Source organism: Cellulomonas wangsupingiae (assembly GCF_024508275.1).
Lineage (GTDB): Bacteria > Actinomycetota > Actinomycetes > Actinomycetales > Cellulomonadaceae > Cellulomonas > Cellulomonas wangsupingiae.
Window position 1 is genome coordinate 3,131,241 of the sequence record NZ_CP101989.1, and the last position, 13,479, is coordinate 3,144,719.

A 13,479-nucleotide genomic window follows, 5' to 3' on the forward strand; every position below is an offset into this window, starting at 1 on the left:
TGCGCCGTCCCGGCGGCAGCGGACGGTCTGCAAGCTCCTGGTCTACGGTTTGCCGGGTTGGATGCAGTCCCTGACCCGGCCCGCGACGACGTCCGGACGCGGAGGTGCCCACGTGAAGGTCGACCTCGTCAAGCAGACACCCACGTACCGCGCGGCGCGCGGCCGGTTCGACGTCGTCACGGTCCCGCCCCTGCGGTACCTCATGGTCGACGGGCACGGCGACCCGAACTCGTCCGACGCGTACCGCGACACCCTGACGTCGATCTACCCGCTCGCCTACACCCTGAAGTTCCTCAGCAAGCGTGATCTCGGCCGCGACTACGGGGTCCCGCCGCTCGAGGGCCTGTGGTGGTCCGACGACATGGCCGCGTTCACCGACCGGCGCGACAAGTCCCGGTGGGACTGGACGCTGCTCAGCCTGGTGCCCGACTGGATCACCGCCGAGCACGTCGAGACCGCTCGCGCCGCCGTGGCCCGCAAGGGCGGCGCACCCGTCCTCGACGCGATCCGCCTGGAGCCCTTCGACGAGGGACTCGCGGTGCAGACGCTGCACGTCGGCCCCTACGACGCCGAGGCCCCGGTGCTCGACGCGATGCACCACGAGTTCATCCCGGCGCACGGCCTACGCATGACGGGCAAGCACCACGAGATCTACCTGAGCGACGCCCGTCGCACGGCGCCGGAACGCCTGCGCACGATCCTGCGTCAGCCGGTCGCGCCGGTCGAGACGCCGTGACGAGCCCGTCGACGCCCCCGGCGACCGTCCCCCTCGTCCGCGACGCGCGTCCCGGGGACGTCGCGGCGATCTGCGCGTTCGGCCAGGAGCACGTCCGGCCGCACTACGCCCCGCTGATCGGCGCCGAGGCGGCCGACGCGCAGGTCCGCGACTGGTGGAGCCCGACCTACGTCGCCGTCGGGGTCGAGGCCGGCTGCGTGGTGGTCGCCGAGGTCGGCGGTGCGTGCGTGGGCGTCGGCCAGCGCGGGCGGTACGGCGCCGACCACGTCGTGTACAAGCTGTACGTCGACCCGGCGTTCCGGGGCCACGGGCTCGGGCCACGGCTCATCGACGGCCTCGTCCGCCGGCTGCCGCCCGAGGTCACCGACCTGTGCGTCGAGCACGTCGCCGCGAACACCCGGGCGGCGGCCTTCTACGAGCGCGAGGGCTTCACGGTGGAGCGCGTCGACCCGAGCCCGTCGGGCAATCCGGCCCTCGACGTCGTCTGGCGCCGCCGCCTTCTGACCGCCGACACCCTCCGCTGACCGCCCGCCCACATGGCGAGACGGCCACCCCGCGAGACCGGGCTGAGGTGGGTGATGAGCCGTCATGAGCGACCTGAGCCCGGTCTCGCGGCCGGCGCGGCGGGTCAGCGACCGTGGACCGGGCCGGCCGTCGTCGACAGGGGTCGGCCCGTCGCGCCGTGGCGGGTCATCACGACCTCCGCCAGGATCGACAGCGCCGTCTCGGCCGGCGTCGACCCGCCCAGGTCCAGGCCGATCGGCGAGCGCAGCCGCGCGAGCGCCGCGTCGGTCACCCCCGCCGCCCGCAGCGCCTCGACGCGTCGGGCGTGCGTCGCGCGCGAGCCCATCGCCCCGATGTACCGGGCCGGCGAGGCCAACGCCGTCACCAGAGTCGGGACGTCGACGCGCTGGTCGTGCGTCAGGACGACGACGGCGTGCGCGGCCGTCAGCGGGTGCGCCCCGAGCCACCGGTCGGGCCAGTCGCGGACGACGGCGTAGGCGTCGGGGAACCGCTCCTTGGTCGCGAACAGGGGGCGCTGGTCGAGCACCGTCACGGCGAACCCGCACGCAGCGGCCAGGTGCGTGAGCGCGACCGCGTGCTCACCGGCACCCACGACGAGGAGCGGGTGGGCAGCCGGAGTCCGCAGGGTGACCAGCGGCTCGTCGGTGCACACGCCGCCGTCGGCGTCGAGCGCGACGCACGCGTCCAGGCCCTCGGCCGCGCGGCGCACCTGGTGCAGCGCCCTCGCCGGCAGCGCGGACACCTCGTGCACCAGCACGGTGATCGTGCCGCCGCACATGAGGCCCGGCTCGCCCAGGTCGTCGCCGATCCCGTACGACGTGACGTGGGCCCGCCCGCCGTCGAGCACGGCGAGGCACCGCTCGACGAGGTCCGCCTCCACGCACCCGCCGGACACGCTGCCGGCCACGGTGCCGTCCGAGCCCACGACGAACGACGCCCCCACGGCCCGCGGTGCGCTGCCCTCGACGCGCACGAGCGTCGCCGCCGCGACGCGCTGACCGGCGTCGAGGCGGCGGCAGATCTCCGCGGCCTGGTCGAGCATGAGCGCGACGTTACGAAATGATTGTTTCGAGAACCGGCGCGCAGGGGTAACGGTGGCGAAACAGCCGGGACGGACCATCGACGGCAGGACAACGAGAGGACCTGCCATGTCGATCGTCGTGGACCCCGTCGCCACCGCCGGCCGGCACGCCGCCCCGGCCGACCCCCGCACCGCTCCCGACCCGCGCACGGACACCGACACGCCCGCGGACGCGCGCTGGCTGCGTCGTGCCGTGGACCTGGCGACCGCCAACGTCGCCGACGGCGGCGGCCCCTTCGGTGCGGTCGTCGTGGCGGAGGGCGTCGAGGTCGCCGTGGGGCAGAACCGCGTGACGCGGGACCTCGACCCCACGGCGCACGCCGAGGTGCAGGCGATCCGTGCCGCGTGCCGCGCGGCGGGCACCTTCGCGCTGGACGGGATGACGCTGTACACGTCGTGCGAGCCGTGCCCGATGTGCCTCGCGGCCTGCCTGTGGTCGCGCGTGGACCGCGTCGTGTTCAGCGCCGACCGGCACGACGCGGGCCGCGGGGGCTTCGACGACTCGGTCTTCTACGAGCTCCTGGCGCGCGACCGCGTCACGTGGGACCGCACGCGCGTGACCGCGCTGCGGCTGCCGGAGTCCACGCACCCCTTCGACGCCTGGCTGACGCACACCGCGCGCACCGCGTACTGACCCGCCACCCGTTCGGCCTCCTGGACAGCTGACCGAGACCGAACCGTGACCCCGGGGACGGCGCGTTTACACCCGGGACACAGACCGCGACACGGCCCGACACGCCCCGTCCGTAGCGTCACCGCGCGCAACACCTGTTTCACGCACCGCGCGACCCGCTCGCGCCCGTCCCCCAGATGGAGTGCCGATGACCCTCCCCCAGCACCCCCGCCGCACCCGCGGCACCCGCCTCGCCGGGCTGACCGCCGCGGGCGCCGCCCTCGCGCTCGTCCTGGGCGCCTGCTCCTCGGGAGCCGACGCCGAGGGCGGCGGGGACGAGGACGGCGCCGCTGACCTCGGCGACATCACGGTCCAGCTCTCCTGGATCAAGAACGCCGAGTTCGCGGGCGAGTTCTTCGCGGACAGCAAGGGGTACTTCGCCGACGCCGGCTTCTCGTCGGTGACGCTCAACGCGGGTCCGGGCGCCACGGAGTCGATCGTCCTGTCCGGCGGCGCCGACTTCGGCCTGTCGAACGCGGTGTCGGTGGGCCAGGTCGTCGCGGAGGAGGACGCACCGCTGAAGATCGTCGGGACGACGTTCCAGAAGAACCCGTTCACGATCCTGTCCCTGAAGGACGGCGGCGACATCGCGACGCCGGAGGACCTCAAGGGCAAGCGGATCGGCGTGCAGGCCGGCCCCAACGAGGCGCTGTTCGACGCGCTGCTCGCGATCAACGAGATCGACCCGGCCGAGGTCACGAAGGTCCCGGTCGAGTACGACCCGTCCCCCCTGGTCAACGGCGAGGTCGACGGCTTCCTCGCCTACGTGACCAACGAGTCGATCACGGTCGAGTCCGAGGGCAACCCGGTCACCAACCTGCTCTTCGCGGACAACGGCCTGCCGTTCGTGGCGGAGTCCGTGGTCACGACCGACGAGATGATCGCGAACGAGCCGGAGAAGGTGAAGGCCTTCCTGGAGGCGGAGATCCGCGGGTGGAAGGACGCCGTCGCGGACCCGGAGGAGGGCGCGCGCCTGGCCGTCGAGGAGTACGGCAAGGACCTCGAGCTCGACCTCACCAAGGAGATCGCGCAGGCCACGATCCAGGCCGAGACGCTCATCGTCACCGACGAGACGAAGAAGAACGGCCTGTTCACCATCTCGGACGCGCTGATCGAGCAGAACCTGAAGACGCTCGCCGCGGCCGGCATCGAGCTGGAGGCCGAGGACCTGTTCGACCTGTCCCTGCTCACCGAGCTGCTCGAGGAGCAGCCCGAGCTGGCGAAGTGAGGCCGCGTCCGTGACCCACGTGAAGCACGACGCCGGTGCCCGGCGAGCCCCCGCGGGCTCGCTGGGCACCGGCGTGCGCCTCGACCGCCTCGGCAAGACCTTCACGACGGGCCGTCGCCACGTCACCGCGCTGCAGGACACCACGCTCTTCACCGACAAGGGCAGCTTCCTGTCGCTGCTCGGACCGTCGGGCTGCGGCAAGTCGACGATCCTGCGCATCCTGGCCGGGCTCGAGGAGCCCACGACGGGGTCGGCGCTCGTCGAGGGCCGCACCCCCGTCGAGCTGCGGGCCGAGCACGCGCTCGGCATCGCGTTCCAGGACTCCGCGCTGCTGCCGTGGCGCAGCGTCGTGGCCAACATCCGGCTGCCGTTCGAGGTGGCCGGCACCCCCGTCGACGACGCGCTCGTGGCGGACCTCGTGCGGCTGGTGGGGCTCGAGGGCTTCGAGAAGGCCAAGCCCGCGCAGCTGTCGGGCGGCATGCGCCAGCGCGTGTCGATCGCGCGGGCCCTCGTCGTGCAGCCGTCGGTGCTGCTGCTCGACGAGCCGTTCGGCGCGCTCGACGACATGACGCGCCAGCGCCTCAACCTCGAGCTGCTGCGCATCTGGACCGAGAAGCCCGCGACGACGCTCATGGTGACCCACGGGATCTCCGAGGCGATCTTCCTGTCCGACCAGGTGGCCGTCATGAGCCCTCGGCCCGGACGCGTCAAGGAGGTCGTCCAGGTGGACCTGCCGCGCCCGCGGACCCCGGAGATGATGCGCACGCCGGAGTTCCACGCGCTGCACGACCACGCCTCCGAGCTGTTGTTCGGCGGCACGGCGGCGGGCGTGGACGACGAGCCGGCGGGACCGGGCGCATGAGCCTCGCGACGGACCTCGCACCGGCCCCGGCCCCGGCCTCTGCGCCGCGCGCCGTCGGCCGGCTCGCCCGCCGCTGGGCACCCGGGGCGCTCGGCGTCGTCGGCATCGTCGCCGTGTGGTGGCTCGCGGCCGCCACCGTGCTCGCCGGCACGACCACGCCCACGCCCCTGGGCGTCGCCCAGGGGTTCGCCCGCGACGGCATCGGCTTCTACGTCACGCACCTGTCGGTCACGCTCGAGGAGGCCGTGCGCGGCTTCCTCGTCGGCAACGGCCTGGCGCTCGCGCTGGCGTCGCTCGTGCTGCTCGTGCCCGCGCTCGAGCGCCTGATCATGCAGGTCGCCGTCATCAGCTACTGCCTGCCGCTGGTCGCCATCACCCCGATCCTCTACATCGTCATCGGCCCGCCGCCCGCGGGCGAGCCGTCCGGCACGGCCGTCGTCCTCGCGGGGCTGTCGGTGTTCTTCACCACCGTGGTCGGGGCGGTCCTCGGGTTCCGCTCGGCCGACCCCGCGAGCCTGGACGTCGTCAGCGTGTTCGGTGGCGGGCGCTGGCAGCAGCTGGTCCGCGTGCGTCTGGTCGCCGCGCTCCCGGGGATCATCGGCGCCCTGCAGGTCGCCGCCCCCGCGGCGCTGCTCGGCGCGATCCTCGGCGAGTACATCGGCGGCGTCGACCGCGGCGTCGGCCCGGCGCTGGTCAACGCGGGTCAGTCGATGAACGCGGAGCGCGCGTGGGGCATCGCGCTCGTCTGCGGCCTGGTCGCCGGCGCCGGGTACGGGCTGTTCGCGCTGCTCGCGCGGGTCGCCACCCCCTGGTCGTCCGGCGGTGCCCGCACCGGCCAGGACGGGGGTGCGTCGTGAGCACCGCCCTCGCCGTCGACAGCCCCGGACGCGCCCCCGACGGCGCCCCGCGCGGGCGCACCCACCTCGCGTGGCGGCGCGTCGGGCGCGTGCTGCTCGACGCGCTCGTCACGACCGTCGTCGTCCTGGTCACCTGGACGACCCTGCTCGCCGTGCTCGACGTCTCCCCGTACGTCGGCAAGGGCCCCGGCGAGGTCTGGGAGTACCTCGTCACCGACGCCGACGCCGGCGAGCACCGCACCGAGGTGCTCGCGCTGCTGGGTCAGACCCTCACCGACGCGTCGATCGGGTTCGTCACCGGCATGCTCGCCGCCCTCGTGCTGGCCGCGGCGATCGTGCTGTCCCGCAGCGCCGAGGGCGCGATCATGCCCGTCGCGATGCTGTTCCGGTCGGTGCCGCTGATCGCGCTGGCGCCGGTCATCGTCCTGCTCGTCGGCCGGGGCGTCGCGTCGGTCGCGGTGATGAGCGGCATCGTCGTGCTGTTCCCCGCGCTGGTGACGATCGTGCTGGGCCTCCGCTCGGCGTCGCCCCAGATGCGCGACGTCGTCACCGTGCTCGGTGGCGGCCCCCGGACCGTGCTGCGCCTGGTCCAGCTCCCCGCGGCGCTGCCCGCGGTGTTCGCGGCCGTGCGCATCTCCGTGCCCGGCGCGATGACCGGTGCGCTCATCGCCGAGTGGCTCGCCACCGGCGGTGGCATCGGGTACGGCGTCGTCTCCGCCGTGGGCCGCGCGCAGAACACCAAGGTGTGGGCGCTCGTCGTGGTCGTCACGCTGGCCTCCCTCGTGCTCTACACGATCGCCCAGCTCCTCGAGCAGTGGGTGCTGGCACGGTTCGGCCCGGCGGCGGGGCGTGCCTGAGCACCTGCTCGGGCTCGTCCTGGCCGCCGGCGCGGGCACCCGCATGGGTCACCCCAAGGCGCTGTGCACGACGCGCGACGGCGTGCCGTGGCTGCACCGCGCGCACGACGCCCTGCTCGGCGGCGGGTGCGCGACCGTGCGCGTGGTCCTCGGGGCGGCGGCGGACGAGGCACTCCCCCTCGTGCCTCCCGCCGCGCAGGTCGTCGTGGCCACGGACTGGCGGCGCGGCATGGGAGCGTCCCTGGCCGCAGGGCTGGCCGGCCTGACGCCCGCGTCCCCCACGGTCGCGGTCGTCGTGACGCTCGTCGACCTCCCCGAGCTCGACGCGCGCGCGGTGCGCCGGGTCACCGCGGGGCCCGTCGCACCGGGTGACCTGCGGCGCGCGACGTTCGGCCTCGGCCCCGGCCACCCCGTCCTCATCGGCCGCGACCACTGGGCGCCGCTGCGCCGCCTGCTGCACGGGGACACGGGCGCCCGCGACTACCTCCGGGCGCACCCCCCGGCCGAGATCGACTGCGCCGACCTGCCGGGCGGCCACGACCACGACTCCCCGGGCTGACGAGGGACCGCGCGCGGTGTCGGACCGCACCGCTACGCTCGCGCAGGTCAGCGTCCTCGCCTCCCGGAGCCGCGCAGCCCATGGCCGACCAGCAGCCCGCCGCACCGTCACTCGCCGCGCACGCGCGCGGCCGGCGTGCGGCCGCGTTCTTCGACCTCGACAAGACGATCATCGCGACGTCCTCGGCCACGGCCTTCTCCCGCAGCTTCCTGGCCGAGGGCCTGCTGACCCGCCGCTCGGTGGTCGCGACCGCCTACGCCCAGCTGGCGTACCTCCTGGGCGGCGCCGACGAGGTCGCGACCGAGCGGCTGCGCGCGCAGCTGTCCCGCACGGTCGTCGGCTGGGACGTCGAGACCGTGTCGGGCGTGGTCCGCGCGACCCTGCACAAGTCCATCGACCCGATGGTCTACGCCGAGGCGGTCGAGCTGATCGCCGCCCACCGGGCAGCCGGGCGGGACGTGGTCGTGGTGTCCGCGTCCGGGGCGGAGGTCGTCGAGCCCATCGCCGAGATGCTCGGCGCCGACGGGGTCATCGCCACGCGGATGGCCGTGGCCGACGGCCGGTACACCGGAGCCATCGACTTCTACGCCTACGGCGAGAACAAGGCCGTCGCGATCCGCGAGCTCGCCGCGCGCCAGGGGTACGACCTGGACGAGAGCTTCGCGTACTCGGACTCCGTGACCGACGCCCCCATGCTCTCCGCGGTCGGGCGCGCGCACGTCGTCAACCCGGACCGTGCGCTGCGCCGTCTGGCCGACGAGCGCGGCTGGGAGGTCCTGGCGTTCCGCCGACCGGTCCCGCTGCGTCGGCTCCACACGCAGGTGCGGGTGACGACGGGCGCCGTCGTCGCGGTGCTCGCCCTCACGGGCGCGGCCCTGTGGTGGTGGCGCCGCCGCCGTCCCGCCTGACGACCCCCGGTTCTCACCATGCGACCGTGCCGGCCACGTCCCCTGCGCCGATGCGTTCTCGCTTTGCGCAGCCGGCCGACGCGGGTGTAGGACATTGCCACGCCGAACGACCGCGAGAGCACCCACGCGCAGGATCACCCCCCTAGTGGCGGGTCGACCGGGCTGGTCCCGGAGCGACCATGGAGATGCACGCCTGATCACTCTCGCGGTCGTCGGTACGCGCGACGGCGTCCGCAAGGGCGCCGTCGCTCGCGTTCGGGGGCGGGACTCAGCCCGCGCCCTCCGCGCGCCGGCCCGCCAGCACCTCGTCGGCGACGGCCCGTGCCCGGGCCGCCCCGCGCACGACGGCGTCCGCGTAGCCGACGACCCAGCCCGCCACCGCGTCGGCCTCCCCGGTGGCGTACCGCGCCGCGGCGGCCTGGTACGCCTGCGGCGTCTCCTGCCACACAGGCTCCGGCAGCACCGTGCCCGTCGGGTCCAGGCCCGTGCGCGCGGCCAGCAGACGGGCCGTCGCGCGCGCGGCCACGCCGTTGGCAGCGGCGAACGGCCGCGCGGTCAGCAGCTCCGCGTGCACGACGGCGACGGTGACGAGCGCCGGCGCCCTCGTGCCGGCGGCGTCCCGCAGGACACCGGCCACACGTCCGGCGGCCACGTCCGGCGCGGGCGCCGGCCCGAGGCCCCGCAGGTCACCCGGGGCACCGGTCCGCGGGCGGCCGACCTCCGTGTCCGGCAGCAGCCCCGCTGCGGCCGCCGCGTGCACGCGCGCGAGCACCTGGGGCAGCGGTGTGGTCACGCCCCCGCCCCGGGCGCCGAGGTCCGGCAGCTGCGCCTCGACGACCGCCTGCGCGCGCAGGGCGCCCGCCGCCACCGCGTCGACACCCCCGCCGGGCGCGCCGCCCCCCGTCGCCCAGGCGCGCAGCACCTCGACGCCCACGGGCGCGCCGTCGAGGGCGGCCGACGCGGCGGCCGCGCGCAGCCCGGCCTCGGCACGGACCTCGCGCCAGCGGCGCCGGAACGCCTCGTGCCAGCGCAGCTCCTCGCAGGCCCCCCGCGCGGCGTCCACCGCCGCACCGACCCCCGGCAGCTCCGCCAGACCCGCGAGGGCGTCCGCCGGTGCCCGGCTCACGCGACGAACTCGGCCTCACCGCGCGCCGGCAGCGCCGCCTGCAGACGCGACGTCATCGACGGCGACATCGCGGGCAGGTCGTCCAGGTCCCACCACCGCGCGTCGGTGTTCTCGCCGTCCGCGGGGAACGGGTCCCCCGACACCCACCGGCACCGGAAGGTCAGGTCGAGGTACTGCGACCGGTCGCCGTTGTCGTAGACGACGGGGCCGATGACGCTGACCTGCGCGAGCCGCTCCGCGACGGCGACGACGTCGGCCTCCTCGCGCACCTCCCGCACCGCGGCGACCGCCGGGTCCTCCCCGGGGTCGACGATCCCCGTGACCGGGGTCCACTCCCCCGTGTCGGCCCGGCGCACCAGCAGCACGCGCGGACGCGGGCCGTCGTCGCGCAGGACGACCGCGGTGGCCCCGGGCAGCCAGAGCATGTCGTGCCCGACGCGTTCACGCAGGGCCAGGACGAAAGGGGGGATCGACACCCGCAGATGCTACGCGCGCCGGAAGGCGGACAACCAGGCCCAACCTCCACAATGACCCCCATGGTCTCTGCGCCGTCCGTCTCGTCGTCCATCACCGCCCGGCTGGAGGTGCGAGCGCGGCCGACCGCCGTCTCGGACCTCACGACCGCCATCGAGCGCGCGGGCGGCATCGTCACCGCGCTCGACGTCACGGCCTCGTTCCACGAGACGATGACCGTCGACGTCACGTGCGCCACGCGCGACACCGATCACGCGGCCGACGTCGTGCGCGCGCTCGAGGGCCTCGAGGGCGTGGTGGTCCAGCGCGTCTCCGACCGCACGTTCCTCATGCACCTGGGCGGCAAGCTCTCGATCGAGTCGAAGGTGCCGCTGCGCAACCGCGACGACCTGTCGATGGCCTACACCCCCGGCGTCGCGCGCGTCTGCCAGGCGATCGCCGACCACCCGGAGGACGCGCGACGCCTGACGATCAAGCGCAACACGATCGCCGTCGTCACGGACGGCACCGCGGTCCTCGGCATGGGCGACATCGGCCCGCTGGCGGCGCTGCCCGTCATGGAGGGCAAGGCCGTGCTCTTCAAGCGGTTCGCCGACATCGACGCGTTCCCCATCTGCCTGGACACCACCGACGTGGACCTCATCGTCGAGACGGTGGTCGCCATCGCCCCAGCGTTCGCCGGGATCAACCTGGAGGACATCTCGGCTCCCCGCTGCTTCGAGATCGAGCGCAGGCTCCGCGAGCGGCTCGACATCCCGGTCTTCCACGACGACCAGCACGGCACCGCGATCGTCGTCGTCGCCGCCCTGCGCAACGCGCTGCAGGTCGTGGGCAAGCACATCGGCGACGTGCGGGTCGTCATGTCCGGCGCCGGTGCCGCGGGCACCGCCGTGCTCAAGCTGCTGCTGGCGGCGGGGGTGCGTGACGTCGTCGTCGCCGACGTCGAGGGCGTCGTGCACCGCGACCGTCCGGGCCTGAGCCCGTCCCTGCGCTGGACCGCCGAGGCGACCAACCACCGCGGCGTCACCGGCACGCTGCGCGACGCCGTCGTCGGCGCCGACGTGTTCATCGGCCTCTCCGCGCCCGACGTCATCACCGGCGACGACGTGGCGCGCATGGCGCCCGACTCCGTCGTGTTCGCGCTGGCCAACCCCCGGCCCGAGGTCGACCCGGACGACGCCGCCCAGCACGCGGCGGTCGTCGGCACGGGGCGTTCGGACTTCGCCAACCAGATCAACAACGTCCTGGCGTTCCCGGGGGTCTTCCGCGGGCTGATCGACGCGCGCTCACGCACCGTGACGGAGTCGATGCTGCTGGCCGCGGCGCACGCGCTCGCGTCCGTCGTCCACCCGGACGAGCTCAACCCGACGTACATCGTGCCCAGCGTCTTCAACGCCGAGGCGACGACGGCCGTGGCTGCGGCGGTGCGTGCCGCGGCCGAGGCCGAGGCCGGTCACGCGACGGCGCACCCGGAGACCGGCGAGATCGCCGCGCTGCGCCGCCGCACGCCCTGACGCCCACCGCACGACCGCGCGCTGCGGACACAGCAGTGGGCCACGGGTCGGACGTCCGACCCGTGGCCCACGACGGCGATCAGCCCTTGACGGAGCCGAGCATGATGCCGGACACGAAGTACCGCTGCACGAACGGGTAGATGCACAGGACGGGGATGATCGTGAGGATCATCGTGACCGCCTGGATGTTCGCGGCGATCTCCGACGTGCTGGACCCGGAGGCCGCCGCACCCTGGGAGGCCGTCGACGAGGCGCCTGCGATCATGTTGCGCAGGTACAGCGTCACCGGGAAGAGCTCCTGCTTGTCGAGGTACAGGAACGCCGCGAACCAGTCGTTCCAGATCGCCACGGAGTAGAAGAGGATCATCGTCGCGATGACCGCCTTCGACAGCGGCAGAACGATCCGCCGGAAGATCCCCCACCAGCCGAGCCCGTCGATCTGCGCGGCCTCCTCGAGCTCCGTGGGCATGTTCTCGAAGAACGACTTCATGACGAGGAGGTTGAACACCGAGATCGCTCCCGGGAGCACCACCGCCCACATCGTGTTCTTCAGCCCGAGGGTCTGGATGAGCACGTAGTTCGGGATGAGGCCGCCGTTGAAGAACATCGTGAACACGGCGAGGCCGATGAGGACGTTCCGCCCGCGCAGTGCGCGCCTCGCGAGCACGTAGGCGAGCAGCGTCGTCAGCACCATGGCGATCGTCGTGCCGACGAGCGTGTAGACGACGGTGTTCTTGTACGACGACCAGAAGAGGTCGTTCTCGATGACCACCTTGTAGGTGGTCAGGTTGAAGCCGACGGGCCAGACGTTGACCATGCCGGCCTTGACCGCGCCGGCGCTGCTGAACGACTGCGCCAGCACCGTGACGAACGGGTAGAGCATGAAGCCGCACAGCAGCACGAGGAACGTGCCGTTGAACCACGTGAACGCTCTGTAGCTCTTCGAGTCGCGCGGTCCGACGGACACACCGCCGCCGACCGACGGCGTCGACGTGAGTGCGCTCTGAGTCACCACAGGCTTGCTCCTACCACTCGGCGCGACACGAAGTTCGCGGTGAGGATCATCACGAGGCCGATGATCGCCTGGAACAGTCCGATGGCCGTCGCATAGCTGAAGTTGTTGGCAACCAGACCCACGCGGTAGAGGTACGTCGAGACGACGTCACCCGTGGCGTAGGTCAGCGGGTTGTACAGGAGCAGGACCTTCTCGAACCCGACGTTGAGGAACAGCCCGATGTTGAGGATGAGCAGCGTGATCATCGTCGGGCGGATGCCCGGCAGCGTGATGTGCCAGGTCTGGCGCCACCGGTTGGCGCCGTCGATCCGGGCCGCCTCGTAGAGCGAGGCGTCGACCGTGGTGAGGGCCGCGAGGTAGAGGATCGTGCCCCAGCCGACGGTCTGCCAGACCTCGGAGCCGACGTACACCGTGCGGAACCACTCGGCACGCTGCAGGAACGGGATCGCCTCCCCGCCCATCGCCTCGATGATCTGGTTGACCGTGCCCTGCAGCGACAGCAGCTGCATGAGCATGCCGACCACGATGACGACCGAGAGGAAGTGCGGCAGGTAGGAGATCGACTGGATGACTCGCTTGAACGCCGTCTTGCGCACCTCGTTGAGCAGGAGCGCGAGGACGATCGGCAGGGGGAAGCAGAAGATCAGGGTGAGCCCACCGAGGATCACCGTGTTGCCGAAGACGTTCCAGAAGTTGGGGTCGTTGAGGAACAGCTCGACATAGCGCATCCCGACCCATTCGTCGCCGAAGATGCTGCCGCCCGCCCGGAACCGCCGGAACGCAATGATGTTGCCGAACATCGGCACGTACCGGAACACCAGCAGGAACAGCACCGGTACCAGCGCCATCGCGTAGAGCACCCAGTCGCGGCGCAGCGTGTGCCGCCAACCGATCTTCCGTGCTCGAGGTCGTTCCTTACTACCCGGGTCCTCGCCGTCGACCGACGACGGAACCCTCCCTCCGGATGACGCCTGGACCGAGGTCCCGAGGACGTCACCCGTCGCGTGTGCCGCGCTCATGTCACTCCTTCGTGGGCGGATCGGTGGTGCGGCGGGCCGGCCCCG

The 13,479-nt window shown here is 73.3% G+C and carries 15 protein-coding genes; 10 read left to right on the forward strand and 5 right to left on the reverse strand.

Annotated elements, in window-relative coordinates; translation table 11 throughout:
- Positions 1-112: 112 nt before the first annotated feature.
- Complete coding sequence (locus NP075_RS14500) at positions 113-736, forward strand: GyrI-like domain-containing protein (RefSeq protein ID WP_227565290.1); 624 nt, start codon at positions 113-115, stop codon at positions 734-736.
- Positions 733-1,260 (forward strand): GNAT family N-acetyltransferase, encoded by a 528-nt coding sequence (locus tag NP075_RS14505; protein ID WP_227565289.1) that lies wholly within the window; start codon positions 733-735, stop codon positions 1,258-1,260. The genes NP075_RS14500 and NP075_RS14505 overlap by 4 nt, the downstream gene beginning before the upstream one ends.
- A 104-nt stretch (positions 1,261-1,364) precedes the next feature.
- Here NP075_RS14505 and NP075_RS14510 read toward each other — a convergent pair whose 3' ends face one another.
- Positions 1,365-2,411 (reverse strand): XdhC family protein, encoded by a 1,047-nt coding sequence (locus NP075_RS14510; RefSeq protein WP_227565288.1) that lies wholly within the window; start codon positions 2,409-2,411, stop codon positions 1,365-1,367.
- Here NP075_RS14510 and NP075_RS14515 point away from each other — a divergent pair.
- From NP075_RS14515 to NP075_RS14545, 7 genes are all read left to right on the forward strand, one after another.
- Positions 2,410-2,976 (forward strand): nucleoside deaminase, encoded by a 567-nt coding sequence (locus NP075_RS14515; protein ID WP_227565287.1) that lies wholly within the window; start codon positions 2,410-2,412, stop codon positions 2,974-2,976. The two genes, NP075_RS14510 and NP075_RS14515, sit on opposite strands and share 2 nt — an antisense overlap.
- Before the next feature lie 187 nt (positions 2,977-3,163).
- A complete protein-coding gene (locus NP075_RS14520) occupies positions 3,164-4,243 on the forward strand; it encodes an ABC transporter substrate-binding protein (protein ID WP_227565286.1) in 1,080 nt (359 codons plus the stop codon).
- 10 nt (positions 4,244-4,253) lie between these two features.
- The gene (locus NP075_RS14525; RefSeq protein ID WP_227565285.1) at positions 4,254-5,105 is read left to right on the forward strand and encodes an ABC transporter ATP-binding protein; all 852 of its coding nucleotides are present in this window, start codon (positions 4,254-4,256) and stop codon (positions 5,103-5,105) included.
- Positions 5,102-5,962 (forward strand): ABC transporter permease, encoded by an 861-nt coding sequence (locus NP075_RS14530; RefSeq protein ID WP_227565284.1) that lies wholly within the window; start codon positions 5,102-5,104, stop codon positions 5,960-5,962. Before NP075_RS14525 ends, NP075_RS14530 begins: the two co-directional genes overlap by 4 nt.
- Positions 5,959-6,819 (forward strand): ABC transporter permease, encoded by an 861-nt coding sequence (locus NP075_RS14535; RefSeq protein ID WP_227565283.1) that lies wholly within the window; start codon positions 5,959-5,961, stop codon positions 6,817-6,819. The genes NP075_RS14530 and NP075_RS14535 overlap by 4 nt, the downstream gene beginning before the upstream one ends.
- Entirely contained in the window at positions 6,812-7,378 is a 567-nt protein-coding gene (locus tag NP075_RS14540) for a nucleotidyltransferase family protein (protein WP_227565282.1), read from the forward strand. Before NP075_RS14535 ends, NP075_RS14540 begins: the two co-directional genes overlap by 8 nt.
- A gap of 80 nt (positions 7,379-7,458) precedes the next feature.
- A complete protein-coding gene (locus tag NP075_RS14545) occupies positions 7,459-8,286 on the forward strand; it encodes an HAD family hydrolase (protein WP_227565281.1) in 828 nt (275 codons plus the stop codon).
- A 268-nt stretch (positions 8,287-8,554) separates the two neighbouring features.
- Here NP075_RS14545 and NP075_RS14550 read toward each other — a convergent pair whose 3' ends face one another.
- Both NP075_RS14550 and NP075_RS14555 read right to left on the reverse strand, forming a co-directional pair.
- On the reverse strand, positions 8,555-9,412 hold the full coding sequence (locus tag NP075_RS14550; RefSeq protein ID WP_227565280.1) for a cell filamentation protein Fic: 858 nt from the start codon (positions 9,410-9,412) through the stop codon (positions 8,555-8,557).
- Positions 9,409-9,888, reverse strand: coding sequence for an NUDIX hydrolase (locus tag NP075_RS14555; protein WP_227565279.1), 480 nt, complete (start codon positions 9,886-9,888; stop codon positions 9,409-9,411). The genes NP075_RS14550 and NP075_RS14555 overlap by 4 nt, the downstream gene beginning before the upstream one ends.
- 60 nt (positions 9,889-9,948) lie before the next feature.
- Here NP075_RS14555 and NP075_RS14560 point away from each other — a divergent pair, with 60 nt between their 5' ends.
- Positions 9,949-11,400 carry an NAD-dependent malic enzyme gene (locus tag NP075_RS14560; RefSeq protein ID WP_227565278.1) on the forward strand — a complete coding sequence of 484 codons (1,452 nt, stop codon included), beginning with the start codon at positions 9,949-9,951 and terminating at the stop codon, positions 11,398-11,400.
- Positions 11,401-11,479: 79 nt separating this feature from the next.
- Here NP075_RS14560 and NP075_RS14565 read toward each other — a convergent pair whose 3' ends face one another.
- Positions 11,480-12,412, reverse strand: coding sequence for a carbohydrate ABC transporter permease (locus NP075_RS14565; RefSeq protein ID WP_227565277.1), 933 nt, complete (start codon positions 12,410-12,412; stop codon positions 11,480-11,482).
- The gene (locus NP075_RS14570; RefSeq protein ID WP_227565276.1) at positions 12,409-13,434 is read right to left on the reverse strand and encodes an ABC transporter permease; all 1,026 of its coding nucleotides are present in this window, start codon (positions 13,432-13,434) and stop codon (positions 12,409-12,411) included. The genes NP075_RS14565 and NP075_RS14570 overlap by 4 nt, the downstream gene beginning before the upstream one ends.
- Positions 13,435-13,479 lie beyond the last annotated feature (45 nt).

What these genes read in the sequence shown, in the direction of transcription:
- NP075_RS14510 (WP_227565288.1), bottom strand. Translation starts at nt 2,411, where the DNA reads ATGGCAGGTCCTCTCGTTGTCCTGCCGTCGATGGTCCGTCCCGGCTGT.
- NP075_RS14520 (WP_227565286.1), top strand. Translation starts at nt 3,164, where the DNA reads ATGACCCTCCCCCAGCACCCCCGCCGCACCCGCGGCACCCGCCTCGCC.
- NP075_RS14515 (WP_227565287.1), top strand. Translation starts at nt 2,410, where the DNA reads ATGTCGATCGTCGTGGACCCCGTCGCCACCGCCGGCCGGCACGCCGCC.
- NP075_RS14530 (WP_227565284.1), top strand. Translation starts at nt 5,102, where the DNA reads ATGAGCCTCGCGACGGACCTCGCACCGGCCCCGGCCCCGGCCTCTGCG.
- NP075_RS14570 (WP_227565276.1), bottom strand. Translation starts at nt 13,434, where the DNA reads ATGAGCGCGGCACACGCGACGGGTGACGTCCTCGGGACCTCGGTCCAG.
- NP075_RS14545 (WP_227565281.1), top strand. Translation starts at nt 7,459, where the DNA reads ATGGCCGACCAGCAGCCCGCCGCACCGTCACTCGCCGCGCACGCGCGC.
- NP075_RS14560 (WP_227565278.1), top strand. Translation starts at nt 9,949, where the DNA reads ATGGTCTCTGCGCCGTCCGTCTCGTCGTCCATCACCGCCCGGCTGGAG.